Source organism: Alteromonas hispanica, assembly GCF_010500915.1.
Taxonomy (GTDB): domain Bacteria; phylum Pseudomonadota; class Gammaproteobacteria; order Enterobacterales; family Alteromonadaceae; genus Alteromonas; species Alteromonas hispanica.
The window spans coordinates 478803-496532 of record NZ_JAAAWP010000001.1 but is presented as its reverse complement, the minus strand read 5'-3'; the positions used below and the strand labels follow the sequence as shown (position 1 = coordinate 496532).

The following is a 17730-nucleotide window of genomic DNA, read 5'->3' as shown; positions in this document are numbered from 1 at the left end:
AATACACTTTATTAAAGAACGTTATTAACAAACTTTATTAACAAACACTGACTCAAAACGAATAGCGTATTACACGCTCACTTTTTATCAATGCAAGTGGCGCAGAGTAGGCGTCACCACTGTTAAGGAACATACATGCCTGTTATAACTCTTCCTGACGGAAGCCAGCGTGCTTTCGACAACCCAGTTTCTGTATTAGACGTTGCAAACGATATTGGCCCTGGTTTAGCCAAAGCAACCATTGCAGGAAAAGTGAACGGCGAACTTGTTGACGCGGTTGACATGATAGACGCTGACGCACAGCTTCAAATAATTACCGCTAAAGACGAAGACGGTTTAGATGTTCTTCGCCACAGCTGTGCCCACCTGTTAGGTCATGCCATCAAGCAGCTTTGGCCAAATACCAAAATGGCGATTGGCCCAGTAATCGACAACGGTTTTTATTACGATGTTGATATGGAAGAAAGCCTAACCCAGGAAGATTTAGTTAAGCTTGAAAAGCGTATGCTTGAGCTAGCAAAAACAAACTACAACGTTGTAAAAAATAAAGTGAGCTGGCAAGAAGCGCGCGACGCGTTTGAAGCGCGTGGCGAAGAATACAAAATGCAGATTCTTGACGAGAACATCAGCAAAGATGATCGTCCAGCTCTGTACATTCATGAAGAATATACAGACATGTGTCGTGGCCCTCACGTTCCAAACATGAAATTTTGTCACCACTTCAAACTTATGAAAGTGGCGGGTGCATACTGGCGTGGCGACAGCGACAACAAAATGTTGCAGCGTATATACGGCACCGCATGGGCAGACAAGAAGCAATTAAAATCTTACCTACAACGCTTAGAAGAAGCTGAAAAGCGTGACCACCGTAAAATTGGTAAAGCGCTAAATTTATTCCATTGGCAGGAAGAAGCGCCGGGCATGGTATTTTGGCACAACGACGGTTGGTCGATTTACACCGAACTAGAAAGCTTTATTCGAACCAAGCTTCGTCAATATAACTACGACGAAGTAAAAGGCCCACTTATGATGGACCGTACGCTTTGGGAAAAGAGCGGACATTGGGATAAATACGCAGAAAACATGTTTACCACAGAATCGGAAAAGCGCGAGTACGCGGTTAAGCCGATGAACTGCCCGGGTCATGTTCAAATATTCAATCAGGGTCTTAAGTCGTACCGCGATTTACCGCTTCGTATGGCTGAGTTTGGATGTTGCCACCGCAACGAACCATCGGGTGCACTGCATGGCCTAATGCGCGTTCGCGGTTTCACCCAAGACGATGCACACATTTTTTGTACAGAAGAGCAGATCTTAGAAGAGGTTAGCGGCTGTATAAAAATGGTGTACGAGACTTACGCTGCGTTCGGTTTCGATAAAGTGGCAGTTAAGCTTTCTACTCGCCCAGAAAAGCGAGTAGGAGCAGACGAAATTTGGGATAAGTCGGAAGCAGCACTTGCTGAAGCACTAAAAGCCAACGATATCGAATTTGAATATCAGCCTGGCGAAGGTGCCTTCTACGGCCCTAAAATTGAATTTACATTGCACGATTGTCTAGACAGGGCGTGGCAGTGTGGTACTGTGCAGCTCGATTTCTCAATGCCTGGACGTTTGGGTTCAACTTACGTAGCCGAAGATGGCGAGCGTAAAGTACCTGTTATGATCCACCGCGCAATTTTGGGGTCGCTAGAGCGTTTCATCGGTATTCTTACCGAGGAGTTTGCTGGCTTCTACCCATTGTGGTTAGCACCACAACAAGTTGTAGTAATGAATATTACTGATAAACAAGCAGACTACGCGCAAGATTGTGTAAAAAAACTGCAGGAATTAGGGTTTAGAGCAAAGTCTGACTTGAGAAATGAGAAGATTGGCTTTAAAATCCGTGAGCACACGCTAAAGCGTATCCCGTATATGCTAGTTGTGGGCGATAAAGAAATGGAATCTGGCGAAGTGGCAGTGCGCTCACGTCGTGGAGATGACCTCGGTAAAATGACCGTGGAAAACTTTATTGCCATGGCTCAAGAAGAAGTAATGGCAAAGACCATTAAGTAGTTGAGCGAAATTTGTGTATAATGCACACCGGAGTTTGCTTTTGGTATTTAATAACTGCTGATATCCAGCACCACGAAAGCAAACGAAAGAATTAAATGTTTGGAGGAATAGCACATTAAAGGCGCTAACAATAAGGCTCAGGGCGACAAAGCCCGCATTAACGATGAGATTAAAGCCAAAGAAGTACGTTTAATTGGCAAAGACGGAGAACAGGTTGGCGTAGTTTCACTTGCTGAAGCAACGCAGCTAGCGGAAGAAGCTACCTTAGATCTTGTAGAAATCAGTCCGAATGCTGAGCCGCCAGTCTGTAAAGTTATGGACTATGGCAAGTTCCTCTTCGAAAAAAGTAAAGCTCAGAAAGAGCAGAAGAAAAAACAGAAGCAAATTCAGGTCAAGGAGATTAAATTTCGCCCTGGCACTGATGAAGGCGATTACCAGGTAAAACTGCGCAACCTGCGTCGCTTTCTTGAGAGTGGTGATAAAGCCAAAGTCACAATCCGTTTCCGCGGACGTGAAATGGCGCACCAAGACATCGGTATAGACCTGCTAAATCGCGTTAAAAACGATTTAGAAGAGATCGCAAACTGCGAATCTTTTCCACGTCGCGTGGAAGGCCGCCAGATGATTATGGTGCTCGCCCCAACTAAGAAGTAGTAACGGTCTAAAGTTTTCAGGAATCTGCACCCTGAAACACCTTGCTGCAAACATTAACCGACACTTAAGCGACTGCACGCTGAACATGTCGATACAAAACAATGCGGAGTTTTAGCAATGCCTAAAATGAAATCTGTAAGCGGTGCCGCCAAGCGTTTCAAGAAAACGGGCTCTGGTCGCTTTAAAAGCAAGCAGTCTCACTTACGTCACATTTTGACTAAGAAGAGTACTAAGCGTAAACGTCACCTACGTGGCAAAAAATTGGTTCATGATTCTGATACTAAATTAGTTCAGCGCATGTTGCCGTACGTTTAAGACTAGGAGACTAAAGAATGGCTAGAGTAAAACGCGGCACGATTGCACGTGCTCGTCACAAAAAAGTCCTCAAGCAGGCAAAAGGGTATTACGGCGCTCGTTCACGAGTTTATCGCGTAGCGGTACAAGCTGTAACTAAAGCTGGTCAATATGCTTACCGTGACCGTCGTCAGCGTAAACGTCAATTCCGTCAATTGTGGATTGCACGTATCAATGCTGCGTCACGTCAAAATGGTTTGTCTTACAGCCGTTTCATTAACGGTTTGAAGAAAGCGTCTGTTGAAATCGATCGTAAGATCCTTGCCGACATCGCAGTACATGACAAAGCAGCTTTCAGCGCACTAGTCGAAGCGGCTAAAGGCGCATTAGCTTAATTATTAACTAATTAAGTTTAAGTTCTTTCGGGAAAAGGCGAGCAGGATGCTCGCCTTTTTCTTTTCTGTAGTTCTACCTTTTATGCTTATTTGAAATTTTTTAAGCCATCTCTTATAAAGTCAAACTCTACCTTTCCTCTTTGTTTTTAAACAATTTAAAGTTATGGGTTAAAATTCTGCCAATATCAGCTATATAGGGTAGCGGTAATGTCTATCCCTCGTGTAAACTATCGTTTTTATTTCAAGCAAGCTTTCGCCCGCAGATTTATCTTTCTTGCGCGAAGGCCATGCAGTCATCATGCACATTGAGGAAACCATGGAGCTTGACGCGATTATCAATCAGGCGCAGAGCCAGATTGACGCTGCCGAAGATGCAGCCACATTAGACCAAGTTAGGGTCGAATTTATGGGTAAGAAAGGTAAACTTACCGATTTACTTAAAGGCTTAGGAAAGTTATCTAACGAAGAACGTCCTGCCGCTGGCCAAAAAATTAACCAAGCGAAACAGGTTATTCAGCAGGCTATTTCTGCCAAAGGCGAGCATTTACGCACTGAAGAGCTTAACAAGAAGCTTTCGGAAGAAGCGGTAGATGTTACGCTACCTGGGCGTACTGAAAAACCTGGTAACTTGCACCCGGTTAGCCGCACAATTGCACGCATAGAGTCGTTTTTTGGTGAGTTAGGCTTTTCGGTAAAAACCGGCCCTGAAATTGAAGATGGTTTCCACAATTTCGATGCGCTAAATATTCCGGCCAATCACCCAGCGCGAGCCGATCACGATACGTTCTACTTCAACCCAGACATGATGCTTCGTACGCAAACTTCTGGCGTTCAAATTCGTACAATGGAAGCAGAAAAGCCGCCGCTACGTATTATCTCACCTGGCCGTGTGTATCGTAACGATTACGATCAAACTCACACGCCAATGTTCCACCAGGTGGAAGGTTTAATGGTAGATAAAAACGTGAGCTTTACCGAACTTAAAGGTATTTTGCACGACTTTTTACATCACTTCTTTGAAGAGTCTTTAGAAGTGCGTTTCCGCCCGTCTTACTTCCCGTTTACAGAGCCATCAGCTGAGGTAGACGTTATGGGGAAAAACGGCCAGTGGCTAGAAGTGCTTGGCTGCGGCATGGTGCACCCCAATGTACTTAAGTCGGTTGGAATAGACCCAGAAGAATACACTGGTTTTGCCTTTGGTATGGGCGTAGAGCGTTTAACTATGTTGCGTTATGGCGTTAACGACTTACGCGCGTTCTTTGAAAACGATCTTCGTTTCCTCAAGCAGTTCAACTAAGGCAGAGTACACATGAAATTCAGTGAAAAATGGTTAAGAGAGTGGGTTAACCCGTCGCTGTCGGCACATGAGCTGTCTGAACAGTTGAGCATGGCTGGCCTAGAAGTAGACGGCGTAGAGCCTGTAGCGGGTGAGTTCACCGGCGTATTAGTGGGCGAGGTTGTAGAATGCGGTCAGCACCCTAATGCCGATAAGCTTCGCGTGACCAAAATTAACGTAGGTGGCGATGAGCTACTTGATATCGTTTGTGGTGCACCTAATTGCCGCCAGGGCATAAAAGTAGCGGTAGCCTGTGTGGGTGCGGTACTGCCTGGCAACTTTAAAATCAAAAAAGCCAAGCTGCGCGGCGAGCCGTCTTTCGGCATGCTGTGTAGTTTTTCTGAGCTAGGCATAAGTGATGATCACGACGGTATTATTGAGCTTCCAGCTGATGCGCCAGTAGGTACAGATATTCGTGAATACCTTGGGCTAGACGATAACGCTATTGAAGTAGATTTAACGCCTAACCGTGCAGACTGTTTAGGCATTCGCGGTATTGCCCGTGAAGTTGGTGTGCTTAATAACTTAGACGTTTGCGAACCAGTAGTTGAAGACGTTGCCTCTACTATTGATGACAAACTTGCTATTACCCTTAGTGCAGACGATGCTTGCCCAAGATATTTAGGTCGTGTGGTTAAGGGCGTTGATGTAACTGCTGCATCACCACTGTGGCTTGTTGAAAAGCTGCGCCGCTGCGGTGTTCGTAGTATCGACCCTATTGTTGATGTCACTAATTTTGTATTGCTTGAGCTAGGTCAACCTATGCACGCGTTCAATCTTGCTAGTATTGAAGGCAATGTCAATGTGCGTATGGCGAAAGAAGGCGAAAAGCTAACCCTGCTTGATGAAACAGAAGCAACGCTTAAAGAAAATACGCTAGTAATTGCAGACGATAACAAAGCGTTAGCCATGGCCGGTATTTTTGGTGGCCTTCACTCAGGGGTTACATCTGAAACCAAAGATATTTTGCTTGAAAGTGCGTTTTTTAGTCGCGATGCCATTATGGGCCGTGCTCGTCAGTATGGTTTGCATACCGATGCATCGCACCGCTACGAGCGTGGCGTAGACCCTCTGCTTCAACGCAAAGCCATGGAGCGTGCTACTGCGCTTGTTCTTGAAATTTGTGGTGGTGAAGCGGGGCCGGTTGTTGAAGCGGTTTCAGAAGATAAATTGCCTAAGCAAGCCACGGTTACACTTCGTCGTGATCGCTTAACCCGTGTGTTAGGTATTAGTATCGACGATGCAAAAGTAACGGAGATGCTTAACCGTTTAGGTTTAGACGTTACTGCAACTGATAACGGCTGGAAAGCTGCGGCTCCAAGCTATCGCTTTGATATATCAATTGAAGAAGACTTAATTGAAGAGATAGCGAGAGTTTACGGCTACAACAATATTCCTAACGTTGCGCCAGCCGCGAAGCTGGCCATGCTGCCTTCGCAAGAGGCACAGTTGCCATTAGGTACAATGAAGTCGCTGTTGTTAAGCAAAGGCTATAACGAAGCCATTACGTATTCGTTCGTCGACCCGAAAATACAAAACACGCTGTTTCCAGAGCTAAAGGGCATGGTATTACCACACCCAATATCATCTGATATGTCGGTAATGCGCGTGAGTTTATGGCCAGGACTGCTAGGTGCAACTGCGTATAATCAGAAGCGTCAGCAACAGCGAATTCGACTGTTTGAAACCGGATTACGCTTTATACCTCAACAAGATGCGCCAAATGGTGTATTGCAACAGCAAGTAATTGGTGGTGTAGTAGCAGGGCGTCGTAACGAAGAACATTGGGATATGGGCGACAGCCCGGTCGATTTCTTCGATGCAAAGGCTGATGTAGAGGCTCTATTGGCACTAACTGGCAAAAACGGTGAGTTCCAATTTGAAGCAGCTGAACACAGTGCATTGCATCCGGGTATGACTGCAAAAATTTTGCTTAACGATGAAGAAGTTGGCTATATTGGTGCTATTCACCCGCAATTTACGAAATTGTTGGGCGTGAACGGTCGCGTTTTCGTGTTTGAGTTAGTGGTTGATGCTATTAGCGAGCGCAAGTTACCGTCTGCTGTACCAGTATCGCGCTTTCCAACTAATCGTCGTGATATAGCTATAACAGTAAAAGATGAAGTGCGTGTAGGAAATGTTCTTTCTTACATAGAAAAAATTGGCGTAAATCAACTAGTTGCTCTAAACTTGTTTGATGAATACAAAGGCAAGGGAATTGAACCTGGGTACAAGAGCCTTGCATTGTCACTTCATTTACAAGATCCAGAAAAAACCTTAGAAGAGGCTGAGATTCAGCACGCTGTTGACACTGTGGTAAAAGGTTTGGAATCTGAGTTTGGAGCCGCGTTAAGAGAGTAAACTATGGCATTGACCAAAGCCGAGATGGCTGAACACCTGTTCGAGAAACTAGGCATAAACAAGCGTGATGCAAAAGATCTGGTAGAGCTTTTTTTCGAAGAAATAAAAAGCGCTCTGGAATCTGGTGAGCAAGTAAAACTGTCAGGTTTTGGTAATTTCGACCTGCGTGATAAGAACGAACGTCCGGGAAGAAACCCTAAAACGGGTGAGGACATTCCTATTAAAGCGCGCAGGGTTGTGACATTCCGCCCTGGTCAAAAACTCAAAAGCCGAGTTGAAAACTCGGCACCTGTCGACGAATAATTAATACGTCGCTACAATACTAAAAGAGCGAGACTCCCTCGCTCTTTTGTGTTGCCTCTTTTCTACAGTGCATCCGCACTGGATCCTTTATGCAGTTTTCTTAGGAGGAAGTGTGAAAAAAGCACTCGTCGTTCTTTCTGTTGTAGTAATAGCCATTGCAGGTTGGTTTGTGTTTTTATCGGTAGATGCTGATAACCGTGACCAAGCGGCGTCTGCTGTTCCTGTTATTACGGTAATGGAAATTCTTCACGCCAGCGATTTACAGGTGGGAATTAAGCAGGCGGTTAAACAGAATAACGATGCGCAAATTGATTATTGGCTAGAGCAAGCAAATGAAGTGGCCGAAGCTGCTAGCTTGTCTGAAGACGATTTAGAATATCTCAACTCTAAAGCTGCGAGAGATTATGTGGTGTTTAATGCCAAACGTCAGCTTTTTAATGAAGAATTTGAGCAGCATTATTATGCACTTGAAAAAATAGATGGGCTTAAAGAAAAATATCCCGAAGCAAAGGATTTGTTTGCCAGAGCCGATGCTTTATTAGAGAAGCGAGATGCCATTATTGAGCAAATTGCTATTGCGATTGCCGGCGATGATTCGCCAAGCGATGCGGTTATGAAAGAGGCGAAACAGCAGTGGTTAACGCAAGCAAAAGCCTCATCGACGAGCTCTTAGTTCAACTTTCACACCGACACATCTGCAAACTTCCCTTGAGTAAGTTCGGCCAAATCACTGGGCGACAGGGCCACTTCTAACCCTCGTTTACCCGCACTAACATACACAGTAGTAAGCTGCTTGGCGCTTGTGTCGATAAGTGTGGATAGTCGCTTTTTCTGAGCAATAGGGCTTACTCCACCTAATATATATCCCGTTGAAGCTACCACGGCCTCGGCTTTTGCCATGGAAACTTTCTTTGCGCCTAATGCCTTGGCTACTTTTTTCTCACTCAGTTTTGTCGCAACCGGCACAACTACCACAGCGAGTTCTTCGCGCTCTGTACTTACCACTAAGGTTTTAAATACACACTCTGCGGCTAAATTTAACTTTTCAACCGCTTCTAGGCCGAAAGAGGGGGCATTACTGTCGTGCTCGTACTTTAAAACCTCGTGATGGATCCGCTTTTTTTTAAGTAGTGTGATAGCCGGTGTCATTTTTCCTCTTTTTTGTAAAACGTGCGTGAATAAATAGGCTCACCTGGCAGTAACGGCGTGGCAGCCTGCGTTGCATAGTCATTAAAACCCGCTGTAAAAAATTCTGACATCGGATGGCCAGACTGACCGCCAGGTAAGGTAAGGATAGCTTTCTCTAAGTGTCCAGGGCTTACAAAAAAGCGCTGTGAAGCGCCAAAACCAGTCGACTGCACGGCTGGCATGTAAGTATCGCCAAAACCTTCAACCGCATCCATGTTTAACATATCGCCAACTAATGGGATTTGTGCGGAAAACGGGTGTTTTACCTTAAGCTTATTAACGCTACCCCAGCGTAGAGTATCCATATTGGCCTCAAGAGGAGAATATTTATCGAGAAGCTTATTTTTGGCGCGTCGATATGCATCTACTAATAATTCGTCGAAGGTGTCTGTTCCGTGCGGTAGCCAGCTATCGGGCTGGTTATGTATAAGTTGCCACGTGGCTGGTTCAATCCCTCTAAGCAGGGTGCGACTTTGAACGCCTTGCTTATCAAGAGTTGATAATATTTCACCAAACAGCATTTGAACCACTTCTCTTCGAAAGTGCTTAACTAAGGTGTATCCAACAGAGTCTTCGCATGCACAGGCTCTCCATGTGTTGAGATAAGACAAGTCGGGTTTAAACTCTACGTTATGCATAGTAAGCAGCCCAGAGAGTAAGTTGTGCCATGGAATTAGAAATTGGGCATGGTTGTCTAGCTGAATGGCGTAAAAGTCGGTTTCTGTAAATCTGTCTTTTTCAAACAGACGGTCGCGTATTTGTTGGCCTCTGGCACCAAGTGCATAGCCACCATCGCCTAATCGTGGCAAGTCTTCTGCCGATATCACGCGCGCATTGGCTGTCCATATTCTTTTTGAAGTTGGGTTTTTAACTACGGGCAACGATACGGCAGGTAGCGGTGTGTTGTTTCTCATCTGCTCTTCGGAAATGGCGGTGTAGCTTGCTTTTTCTCTGTTAAGCACAGCGCCGCCGGGTGTCCACGCTGCGCTGCCTTTGCTATCTACCACCACTAAATTTTGTGTAGGTATTGCTATTTTTCTAGCAATAAGAAGGGCATCGTCCACTGTTTTTACTCTACCAAAATCGACTATAGCCAAGTTAGCTGCAAAATCGTGATGAGCCACCCAGTTAAGAGCATAGCGCTTACCGTTAATGGTTTTTACTGGGCCGAACTCACTCATTTCCATAGTAAATTCATGCCCAGCACTTGCATGATCAGCACTTTCACTATCAGCACTCTCATTATTAGCACCTGGCAGAGGAATTGTTTGGGTAACCGTGGTGGTAGGGGTATCGCTATTTAAAGTAACCCAGTCTACGTTGTCTAAGTTCGCATTCGTAAAGCCCCAGGCGATATAGCCATTAGTGCCCACAACAATACCGGGTAGTCCCGGCAGCGATACGCCAGTAACCGAAATGTTTTCACCGGCCTCACTGTAATTGAGCTGCGCGCGATACCAAATAATGGGTACCCGCAGGCTTAAATGCATGTCGTTTGCTAAAAGCCCAGCGCCAGTAGCTGTTAACTCTCCCGACACTGCATAGTTATTGCTGCCTATATCGGGAAGTTCTGCGCCATCGTACGAATAACGATTTTGGTTAATATGAGTAACTGAAACGGTGTCGTTAGCTTGAGATAAAATATTGGGGTACTCGGGGACAGGTGCATCTGACAGGGGAAGTTTACTACCATCTAAAGCCGCTTGATAATGGCTTGGCTGGGTAATAAAACGGTAAATCTCTTCGCCAAAGGTGTCTTGAAGTGCAGTTCTTGCTAAATCGAGATTAACTTGGCCGCCTTGCAAGTCTAAATACATACTGTAAATTACCAAGATACTGTCGGTAGGGCGCCATTGAGTTATTTCTACGCCAGCGGCAATATATTCAAAGGGTAGGGTAGTGAATTCATTTAGGGCTTCGTTAACACCATGGGAATAGCGAATAAGCAGCTCTTGTTGTTTACTTGGTAAGTTATCGAACACGGCTTGTGCTCGCTGCTCAAATTGGTGAAAGCGAGCATTTTTATCAATCTCAAGTGCCGCTTTACCTACCCAGGAAGATAAATTGCCCGATGCGGCTCTGCGCTGCAGGTCCATTTGAAAAAAGCGGTCTTGGGCGTGAGCAAAGCCAAGTGCATAGGCGGCATCTAAAATTCCTTCTGCGTTTATGACCGCGTGCCCGAGAGAGTCTCTCGATAGTTGGGTAGGTTGAGCAACGTGATAAGTACTGCTGTTTCCCTCTAGTCGAGGCAGGCTTAAATAGAGTGTGGTATACGCACCTGCGGCAACCATGGCAATTAGCGCTATCGCGCCAACAACAAACCATTTAATCCAATTTATCACGTGAATTACTCCGTTTTTTTCTCTATCCTACCCACAGAAATCAACAATGAGAAGTAATGTTTTATGACGCGTATGGCGCAATATTTTACGTTGCAGTGTTTTACGTCGCAATGTTTTAAGGGGATGAGCGAGGTAGCACAGTGGGCCCACTAATGCTCGATTGCTTGGCAGAAGAGCTTTTGCCAGAAGAAAAAGAAAAGCTAGCGCACCCCGTTGTTGGCGGCGTAATTTTGTTTACTCGTAACTACTATGATAAGCGCCAGCTTTCGGCACTTGTAAGCGACATCCGCCGCTATGCTAATAAGCCCGTTCTTGTTGCAGTTGATCATGAAGGCGGGCGAGTGCAGCGTTTTCGCGAGGGCTTTACTGCCATTCCTGCTATGGGCGATATATTACGCCGCTCTAAAAGTAAGGGTGAATGTGCTAAATACGCCGAAGCCTGCGGCCTGACCCTCGCCGTTGAACTTAAAACACTAGATATTGATATTAGCTTTGCTCCGGTATTAGATATTAACGGTGTGTCGCAAGTGATTGGCGATAGGGCTTTTGCTGATAACGCTACAGACACAGTACGCATTGCTAAGTCGCTTATTCAAGGTTTAAAAGCGGCTAACATGCCGGCCATTGGAAAACACTTTCCAGGTCATGGCAGTGTCGCGCCCGATTCGCACATTGCATTGCCAGTAGATGAACGCAGTTTTGAAGAAATTAAACACACCGATATGGTGGTGTTTGAACAGCTGATAAAAAGCGAGTTGCTGGATGGCATAATGCCTGCTCACGTTATTTACAACCAAGTGTGTGAAGAGCCGGCTGGGTTTTCAGCGCGTTGGCTTCAACAAATTTTAAAGGGCGACTTAGGCTTTACTGGCGCTGTTTTCTCAGATGACTTGTCGATGCATGGTGCGTCTGTTGCTGGTGGCTATGTTGAGCGTGCCAATGCAGCCCTTGATGCAGGCTGCGACATGGTGCTTGCGTGTAACAACGTAAAAGGCGCAGAGCAAATTCTTGATGGTCTGGAGCAGCGAGTTTCTCAGCAGCTACGAGATAACGCTAATAATAAAGACAGTGCCAAAGCACTCTGCGGTGGATCATTTTACCAACGCGCACTGCCAACTGGATTAAAAGACCAATACGACAGTGCCGTGGCGCTTATTCAAAGCATGAGTGAACGCTAGCAATAGCGAGTAGGGCTGATTTTATCTGTAAGTCTTTTAGCCGCCGGCCTTTATCATTTGGGCTGTTGTGCAGTGATAGAGCATGTCGAACGCCGACATAACGGTTTCTTTGCCTAAAACAAATGGATTGTTTGCGGCGTTTTCTGCGCTATCAATTGCTATTGCTGATTTATTGATTTCAGCAAGCTTTTTGTCACTACCGTCGCGTTTAGGGTGGTTTGACAGGAAGACACCGATGTTTTCTACTAACGCCAGACGGCGCATTTTGGCGGCAGATTCAGTATACGCTTTTATGCGCGGAACATCAGGGCCGTAATTAAGGCCTGTGCCGCCCCACAATATGGCTTTGTGCGTAGCGCCATCATTGGCATCATCTTTTTCCACTGCGTTGAACATGACAGAGAGAGTTCCTGGCGTGTGGCCCGGAGTGAGGTAAAAAGCAAACGTATTATTGCCTACAGTCAGGGTAGTTTCGTCATCGACTCCAATACTAACACCTACTTTTCGAGCAGGGGCTTCGCCCCAACGCGAGCTGCTAAAGCCATCGGCACCCGCCGCTAACCAATTCCATTCGTGATTACTCATTATAATTTTAGGCGAATAAAGCTTGCTAATAAGTGACTGTCCGCCGTAGTGATCGCCATGGCCATGAGTAATGATTAAATGAGAAATAGGCTTGTTGTCTAAACCAAGAGCAGCAAGACCGTCGATAATGTATTGTTGAGCTTGAGCCTCATTATTTAACGCATCAATTAGTACAATTGATTCGCCGGTATCGACTGCCCAGCTAGATACGTTGCCCGCACCAACAAAGTAGACATTTTCAAAAATTTGCGTAGGCGGCAGCGAGTTTTTTTTGCTTTGGCCTTTGCGTTTAGAATCATGAGAGCGTGATGGTGTGTGGTTTGCGTTTTCTTTGCGCTCTTGCGAGTGCTCACTGCGTTTAACACTCATATCTCGCAGCGGGCTATCAATGTCACATAAGCTAGCAAAACCAGGAAATTTATCGCTATGGCGCAGCCCTTTTTGAGCCGCGTCGTAGGCTAAGTCCATACGCGATTCTTGCTTGGATTTTTTATAAGAACTTTGTCTATAAGCGCTTGAGTCATAAAAAGCCTCAGCATAAACTAAAGGAGACAAGCTATTAATAAGCAGCACTTTAACAATAAGCTGCACTAAATTTTTGTACGCCATGAAACGTCCTTCTAGTAAACGCATTAGAACACCCAATTAATACCTAACCACAGTCTGCGGCCGTCTTCTACATAACCAAACTCTTCAAAACGCATGGTCTTATCGAGTACGTTATACAAGCCTGTTTGCAATTTTATATGTCGGGTTAGTCGCGTGTTGTAACCAATATCAAAAAGGCCTACACCGGGTGATAAAATCGAGCGTGATGATACCGAAGTAAGCGCCGTCTCTTTTCCACGCACTGTCCAGCGCGACCAAATTTCGCTTTCACCGCTCAAACGATAGGTGGTATTTAAGGTGAATAAATGCTTAGGCTGCTGAACTAGCGGAAGCCCTTCATTCACACCGGTTTCTTGCTCTGAGCGGGTAAAGCTGTAAGCTGCGTTTAGTGACCAATTGTCTGCAGACCAACGGGTAGCTAATTCTACGCCGTAAGATACGGCTTCATCTATATTGATATTGTAACGGTCGGTGGGGTCGGTACATACATCTAGTTCACAGGCCGCAATTGCTATCTTATCTTCAAAGTCGTTATGAAAAGCGGTGACACTGTATTCAAGGTCGTTGTCGCCAGAATAATAGATAGCCAATTCTTTATTAACTGTTGTTTCTGGTTGTAGCTCTGCGTTGCCGTATACATTGCCGCCACGACTTTCTTGGATCCAGCCTTCAGCCATTTCTCTGAGTTCTGGCGTACGATACCCCGTAGATACGCCGCCCTTCAGTACCCAGTTATCGTTAATATTATAAACTGCATAAACCCTTGGGCTAAGCTGAACGTCGAACACGTCGTTATTATCTAGGCGCAGCCCCATGGTGAGCGCGAGTGCATCTGAAAGACGCCACTCATCTTCGGAATAAACAGACCATTGGCTGTTCTCGATGTTGGTAGCGCTGCCGCTGTTGGTATCAAAGTCAACAAGAGACTCTTCTTGAAACTCAATACCTGCGGTAATGTTGTGATTTGGGACTAGGCTAATAGACCACTGAGAGTTTAGTAACGTATTATCAATGGTGATGTTACGGCCTACATTTTCTATCGATTCTTGTTGAATGTAGCTTCGTGATACCAGGTTTTCATAACGACCTTCGTGAGTAATAGCATAAGATTGGCGCTCGCTCTCTAATTCGCTTCGATTATTTCGCTGGGGCAAGGAGAGTCCGGGGGTAGCAATACGGGTTTGATCTTGGGTAATAATCTCAAAGGAAACCACATCTTCTTTTGTCGGTGTCCAATGAAAAGCGCTACGCAGGTTGCTTAACGATTTTTCTGCAAAGCCACGTTCAATGTCGTCTTCTTCACGCTTTTGGTAAAGACCGTTTACGCTAATGCTTAAAACGTCGTTAATAAGAGGCCCAGAAACTGACATTTGCACTTGGCTGTCTGCGCCGCTGTCTGAGTTTTCCTGAAGCCGGGTTTCAAGGCGCAGGTTACCGTTCCATTTACGGTAATTTTTACGCGTAATGATGTTTATTACACCGCCCATGGCGTCTGAACCATAGAGGGTAGACATAGGGCCTCGCACCACTTCGATACGCTCAATACTATCGAGAGGGGGCAGCCAGTCTTGTTCATAGCCGCCGCTGCCATTGGGTTGCGACTCTCGCCCAGTTTGGCGTTTTCCATCAACCAGAATAGTGGTGTATTGTGCGGGTAAACCTCGAATACTGATATCTTGACGATATCCACCGCCGGTAACCGTAACGCCCGGTACGTCGCGAAGTGCATCGGTAATATCTTTATAAGCACGCTGTGCTAACTGTTTGCGATCAAGAATACTGACTGACGCAGGCGCTTGAGACAAAAGCTGCTCAAAGCCAGACGCCGTTACTGTAATGTTTTCAATGGCACGCTTTTGTGCGGCGTTGCTTTCAACCGCATCGTCATTATTGGTTTGGGCAACAGCTGTACCGAAAAGAGCACTTATCAGTAATAAAGAAATGAAAGACCTACACATACATCTTAATCGATTGAGTTTGATTTAGAATGTAGATGATAATTATTTTCATTTAAAAGTAAATAGAAAAATAGCCTCAAGCAATGCTTAACGTATTTTAGTTACTCTATTTTATACGGTAACTTCTTCTATGCCGGCTTCGATATTTAAAAAGCGGGCAAAGGTGAAAAGGAAATCACTTAATCGATTAAGGTAGGCGTGCACGACGTCTGGTACTTCGTAGTGCTTGGCCAAACTAATTACTGCGCGCTCTGCTCTGCGGCATACCGCACGACATACATGGGCTTGCGCCGCTTGTTTGCAGCCGCCTGGCAGTACAAATGAGGTATTAGGCGGCATTTTATTAGTTAACTCGTCAATGAGATTTTCTAGTCGTTCAATATCACTATCTTTTAGGGTAGAGCTTGCCGATATGGCAAATCCTGCTTGAAACAAATTACGCTGTATAGTGTGCAAATACTCATGATGATGAGTGGCAACTAATGACGCTAATAGCCCAATTTGGCTATTTAACTCGTCAATATCACCATAGCTTTGTACTACTAAATCATCCTTGTCTACTCGTACTGCTTTGTCTGCATATATCTGAGTACTGCCTTTATCGCCTGTACGGGTATAAATTTTCATGAAACCAGCTTCCTAATCTTATGTATCTTCTGCAATGGGGCGTTTGTATCGGCGAATTTGCACGATAAAGCCAAACAATGGATGGTCGAAATAATGCAGCTGTTCACTAATCACCCTGCGTTGCTCGGCCAGTGGGATTGACACAAGTTGATAAGCTAACTGCTGAGGTTCATTAGGCGTTAGCTCTGTGTTCTCTTGCGTATTCTCTTGTGTATTCTCTTGCGTATTCTCTTGTGTGTTCCCTTCTGCATTGGTAGGTGTATTAATGCCTGCGCTTAAAAACGTTTCAGGCACAGGGTGACGATAAAATAATTCGCTGTCGATATGCAGATAGGGCACGCGGTTTATGTATTTCAAAAACACCTTCATGCGACCGTCAATTTCCCATATAGGCGTCTGTTCGTTGTTGCCATTTTCAGTACTTGATACTTCACCATTGTCTTCGCGGTTTAATGACTGTAATTCGTTAAACGTAATGGGTGAAGGTGCTTGCAGTTTCGCGTCTAACTGAGCAAAAAAATCATTGTTGGTGTTGTAAAGACTAGATGCTGAACTTGATGCTGCGCTTGTTGACGTGTTGGAGGGTGAGCCTGAATATAAGTTCGGCTCTGAGCTTGATACAAGGTTAGATGCTGCGTTTCGTGCCGCCTCGTTCTGTAAAAAGCCTTGAGAATTCTGCGAAGCGTTATCATCAAGCATGAACGTACTTTGCGCTGAACTCGGCTCTACTTCATTGCCGTCAACATTAAACTGATCAGCATAGTTGGTACCGCCAAATAGCCGGACGTTAAACGCATTGTTCTTACCGAAATTAACCGGCTGACGCCATGCAACATGAAGCAGTCGCTCTAGGGCTCGGTTAGAACGAATTTGTCGTGAAATAGACGTTAGCTCATGTATGTCGCTTGAAAGTAAATGGGACGACGCACTTAACGGCCAATCGTTGCCTTCTATAACAACAGGTAACTGTTTAGGGGCTGGCAAACGATTGTCTGCCATGTGCTCTTGCCATTGGTATCCATTTGCTTGTGCTTTTACGCTCAGCCAAGGCTTTGACATTTCGCAATAGGTAAATGCTGGCGTAGTAACGGCTGGCAGCGAATCGACACCAAAAAATGATGCCCAATAAGATGCTATTGTTTGCGGCGTTGGTGCTGGTTCAGCGGCAGATAAATCGTAATCTGAATTTGTAGCAGCTACACCATTGATATCATCGATACTCGTTATATCTGCAGATGCTAATGTAGAGTTCGGCTGTAGCGAGTCTAACGCAGGGGAAGATAATGCGTTCTCTACTGGGTTTTCTACTAGGTTTTGTTCTGAGCTTGTTGCTGCATCGCTCTGGTTATTTATATCGCTCTGGGCAGTTATACCGCTCTGGGTACTTATACCGCTCTGGGCAGTTGTGTCGCTCTGGGCAGTGCTATCTATCAGGGTTCTTTCTTCACTCTGGGCTTTTGTTTCGCTCTGGGCTTTTTTTCCGCTTTGGGCAATAGAAACTGGCAGCGCCAAGAAGTCTTGATCGTGTTTAGGTACAGTCAACGCCGGATATTCAGGCCACGAGAGCGGCGATTCGCTCTGCGGCTTGCCCTCGGCATCGCATGTGGCCAAATTTTGTTTTATCAGGCTAATGTCTGGCATAACCACAGCGCTGATAACATCTACCTCGGTGGCTGGCGTGTCGAAGGAATCAGCCAGATTAAACTGTTCTTCAAGTTGAGTGAGTGCGGTGTTGCGCTTAAAGGCCACCACCTCCACATCAAACCACCAGTCTTCATTAGCATGAGATGGCGTGGTAGCAACTGCGGCCAATACCGCAGTAAGTGTGCACCAGCGAAATAACGTCAT

General features: G+C 45.5%; 15 protein-coding genes. 9 read left to right on the top strand and 6 right to left on the bottom strand.

Going from position 1 to position 17730, the window contains the following annotated elements; genetic code table 11:
* Positions 1-135: 135 nt before the first annotated feature.
* From thrS to GTW09_RS02055, 8 genes are all read left to right on the top strand, one after another.
* Positions 136-2052, top strand: a complete 1917-nt coding sequence (gene thrS, locus GTW09_RS02090; protein ID WP_163109641.1) for a threonine--tRNA ligase — start codon at positions 136-138, stop codon at positions 2050-2052.
* A 114-nt stretch (positions 2053-2166) separates the two neighbouring features.
* Positions 2167-2706 (top strand): translation initiation factor IF-3, encoded by a 540-nt coding sequence (gene infC / locus GTW09_RS02085; RefSeq protein WP_071979227.1) that lies wholly within the window; start codon positions 2167-2169, stop codon positions 2704-2706.
* Positions 2707-2823: 117 nt separating this feature from the next.
* Positions 2824-3021: a 50S ribosomal protein L35 gene (rpmI, locus tag GTW09_RS02080; protein ID WP_071979226.1), complete on the top strand. Its 198-nt coding sequence runs from the start codon at positions 2824-2826 to the stop codon at positions 3019-3021.
* A 17-nt stretch (positions 3022-3038) separates the two neighbouring features.
* The gene (gene rplT, locus GTW09_RS02075) at positions 3039-3395 is read left to right on the top strand and encodes a 50S ribosomal protein L20 (RefSeq protein WP_071979225.1); all 357 of its coding nucleotides are present in this window, start codon (positions 3039-3041) and stop codon (positions 3393-3395) included.
* A gap of 316 nt (positions 3396-3711) precedes the next feature.
* Positions 3712-4692: a phenylalanine--tRNA ligase subunit alpha gene (gene pheS, locus GTW09_RS02070; protein WP_032095097.1), complete on the top strand. Its 981-nt coding sequence runs from the start codon at positions 3712-3714 to the stop codon at positions 4690-4692.
* 12 nt (positions 4693-4704) lie between these two features.
* Positions 4705-7092: a phenylalanine--tRNA ligase subunit beta gene (gene pheT, locus GTW09_RS02065; RefSeq protein ID WP_163109638.1), complete on the top strand. Its 2388-nt coding sequence runs from the start codon at positions 4705-4707 to the stop codon at positions 7090-7092.
* Between the two features lie 3 nt (positions 7093-7095).
* On the top strand, positions 7096-7395 hold the full coding sequence (ihfA, locus tag GTW09_RS02060; RefSeq protein WP_100972344.1) for an integration host factor subunit alpha: 300 nt from the start codon (positions 7096-7098) through the stop codon (positions 7393-7395).
* Positions 7396-7507: 112 nt separating this feature from the next.
* Entirely contained in the window at positions 7508-8068 is a 561-nt protein-coding gene (locus GTW09_RS02055) for a hypothetical protein (RefSeq protein ID WP_163109635.1), read from the top strand.
* Positions 8069-8076: 8 nt separating this feature from the next.
* On the opposite strand, the gene ybaK is transcribed toward GTW09_RS02055, so the two are convergent.
* Both ybaK and GTW09_RS02045 read right to left on the bottom strand, forming a co-directional pair.
* Positions 8077-8544 carry a Cys-tRNA(Pro) deacylase gene (gene ybaK / locus GTW09_RS02050; protein ID WP_163109632.1) on the bottom strand — a complete coding sequence of 156 codons (468 nt, stop codon included), beginning with the start codon at positions 8542-8544 and terminating at the stop codon, positions 8077-8079.
* A complete protein-coding gene (locus GTW09_RS02045) occupies positions 8541-10925 on the bottom strand; it encodes a penicillin acylase family protein (RefSeq protein ID WP_163109629.1) in 2385 nt (794 codons plus the stop codon). Before GTW09_RS02045 ends, ybaK begins: the two co-directional genes overlap by 4 nt.
* A 152-nt stretch (positions 10926-11077) precedes the next feature.
* Here GTW09_RS02045 and nagZ point away from each other — a divergent pair, with 152 nt between their 5' ends.
* On the top strand, positions 11078-12103 hold the full coding sequence (nagZ, locus tag GTW09_RS02040) for a beta-N-acetylhexosaminidase (protein WP_163109956.1): 1026 nt from the start codon (positions 11078-11080) through the stop codon (positions 12101-12103).
* Positions 12104-12139: 36 nt separating this feature from the next.
* Here nagZ and GTW09_RS02035 read toward each other — a convergent pair whose 3' ends face one another.
* The 4 genes from GTW09_RS02035 to GTW09_RS02020 all read right to left on the bottom strand — a co-directional run bounded on the left by GTW09_RS02035 (position 12140) and on the right by GTW09_RS02020 (position 17730).
* A complete protein-coding gene (locus GTW09_RS02035; RefSeq protein ID WP_163109626.1) occupies positions 12140-13297 on the bottom strand; it encodes an MBL fold metallo-hydrolase in 1158 nt (385 codons plus the stop codon).
* A gap of 23 nt (positions 13298-13320) precedes the next feature.
* Positions 13321-15255 (bottom strand): TonB-dependent receptor domain-containing protein, encoded by a 1935-nt coding sequence (locus GTW09_RS02030; protein ID WP_163109623.1) that lies wholly within the window; start codon positions 15253-15255, stop codon positions 13321-13323.
* Positions 15256-15366: 111 nt separating this feature from the next.
* Positions 15367-15882: a cob(I)yrinic acid a,c-diamide adenosyltransferase gene (locus GTW09_RS02025; RefSeq protein WP_163109620.1), complete on the bottom strand. Its 516-nt coding sequence runs from the start codon at positions 15880-15882 to the stop codon at positions 15367-15369.
* A gap of 18 nt (positions 15883-15900) precedes the next feature.
* On the bottom strand, positions 15901-17730 hold the full coding sequence (locus tag GTW09_RS02020; protein WP_163109617.1) for a CsiV family protein: 1830 nt from the start codon (positions 17728-17730) through the stop codon (positions 15901-15903).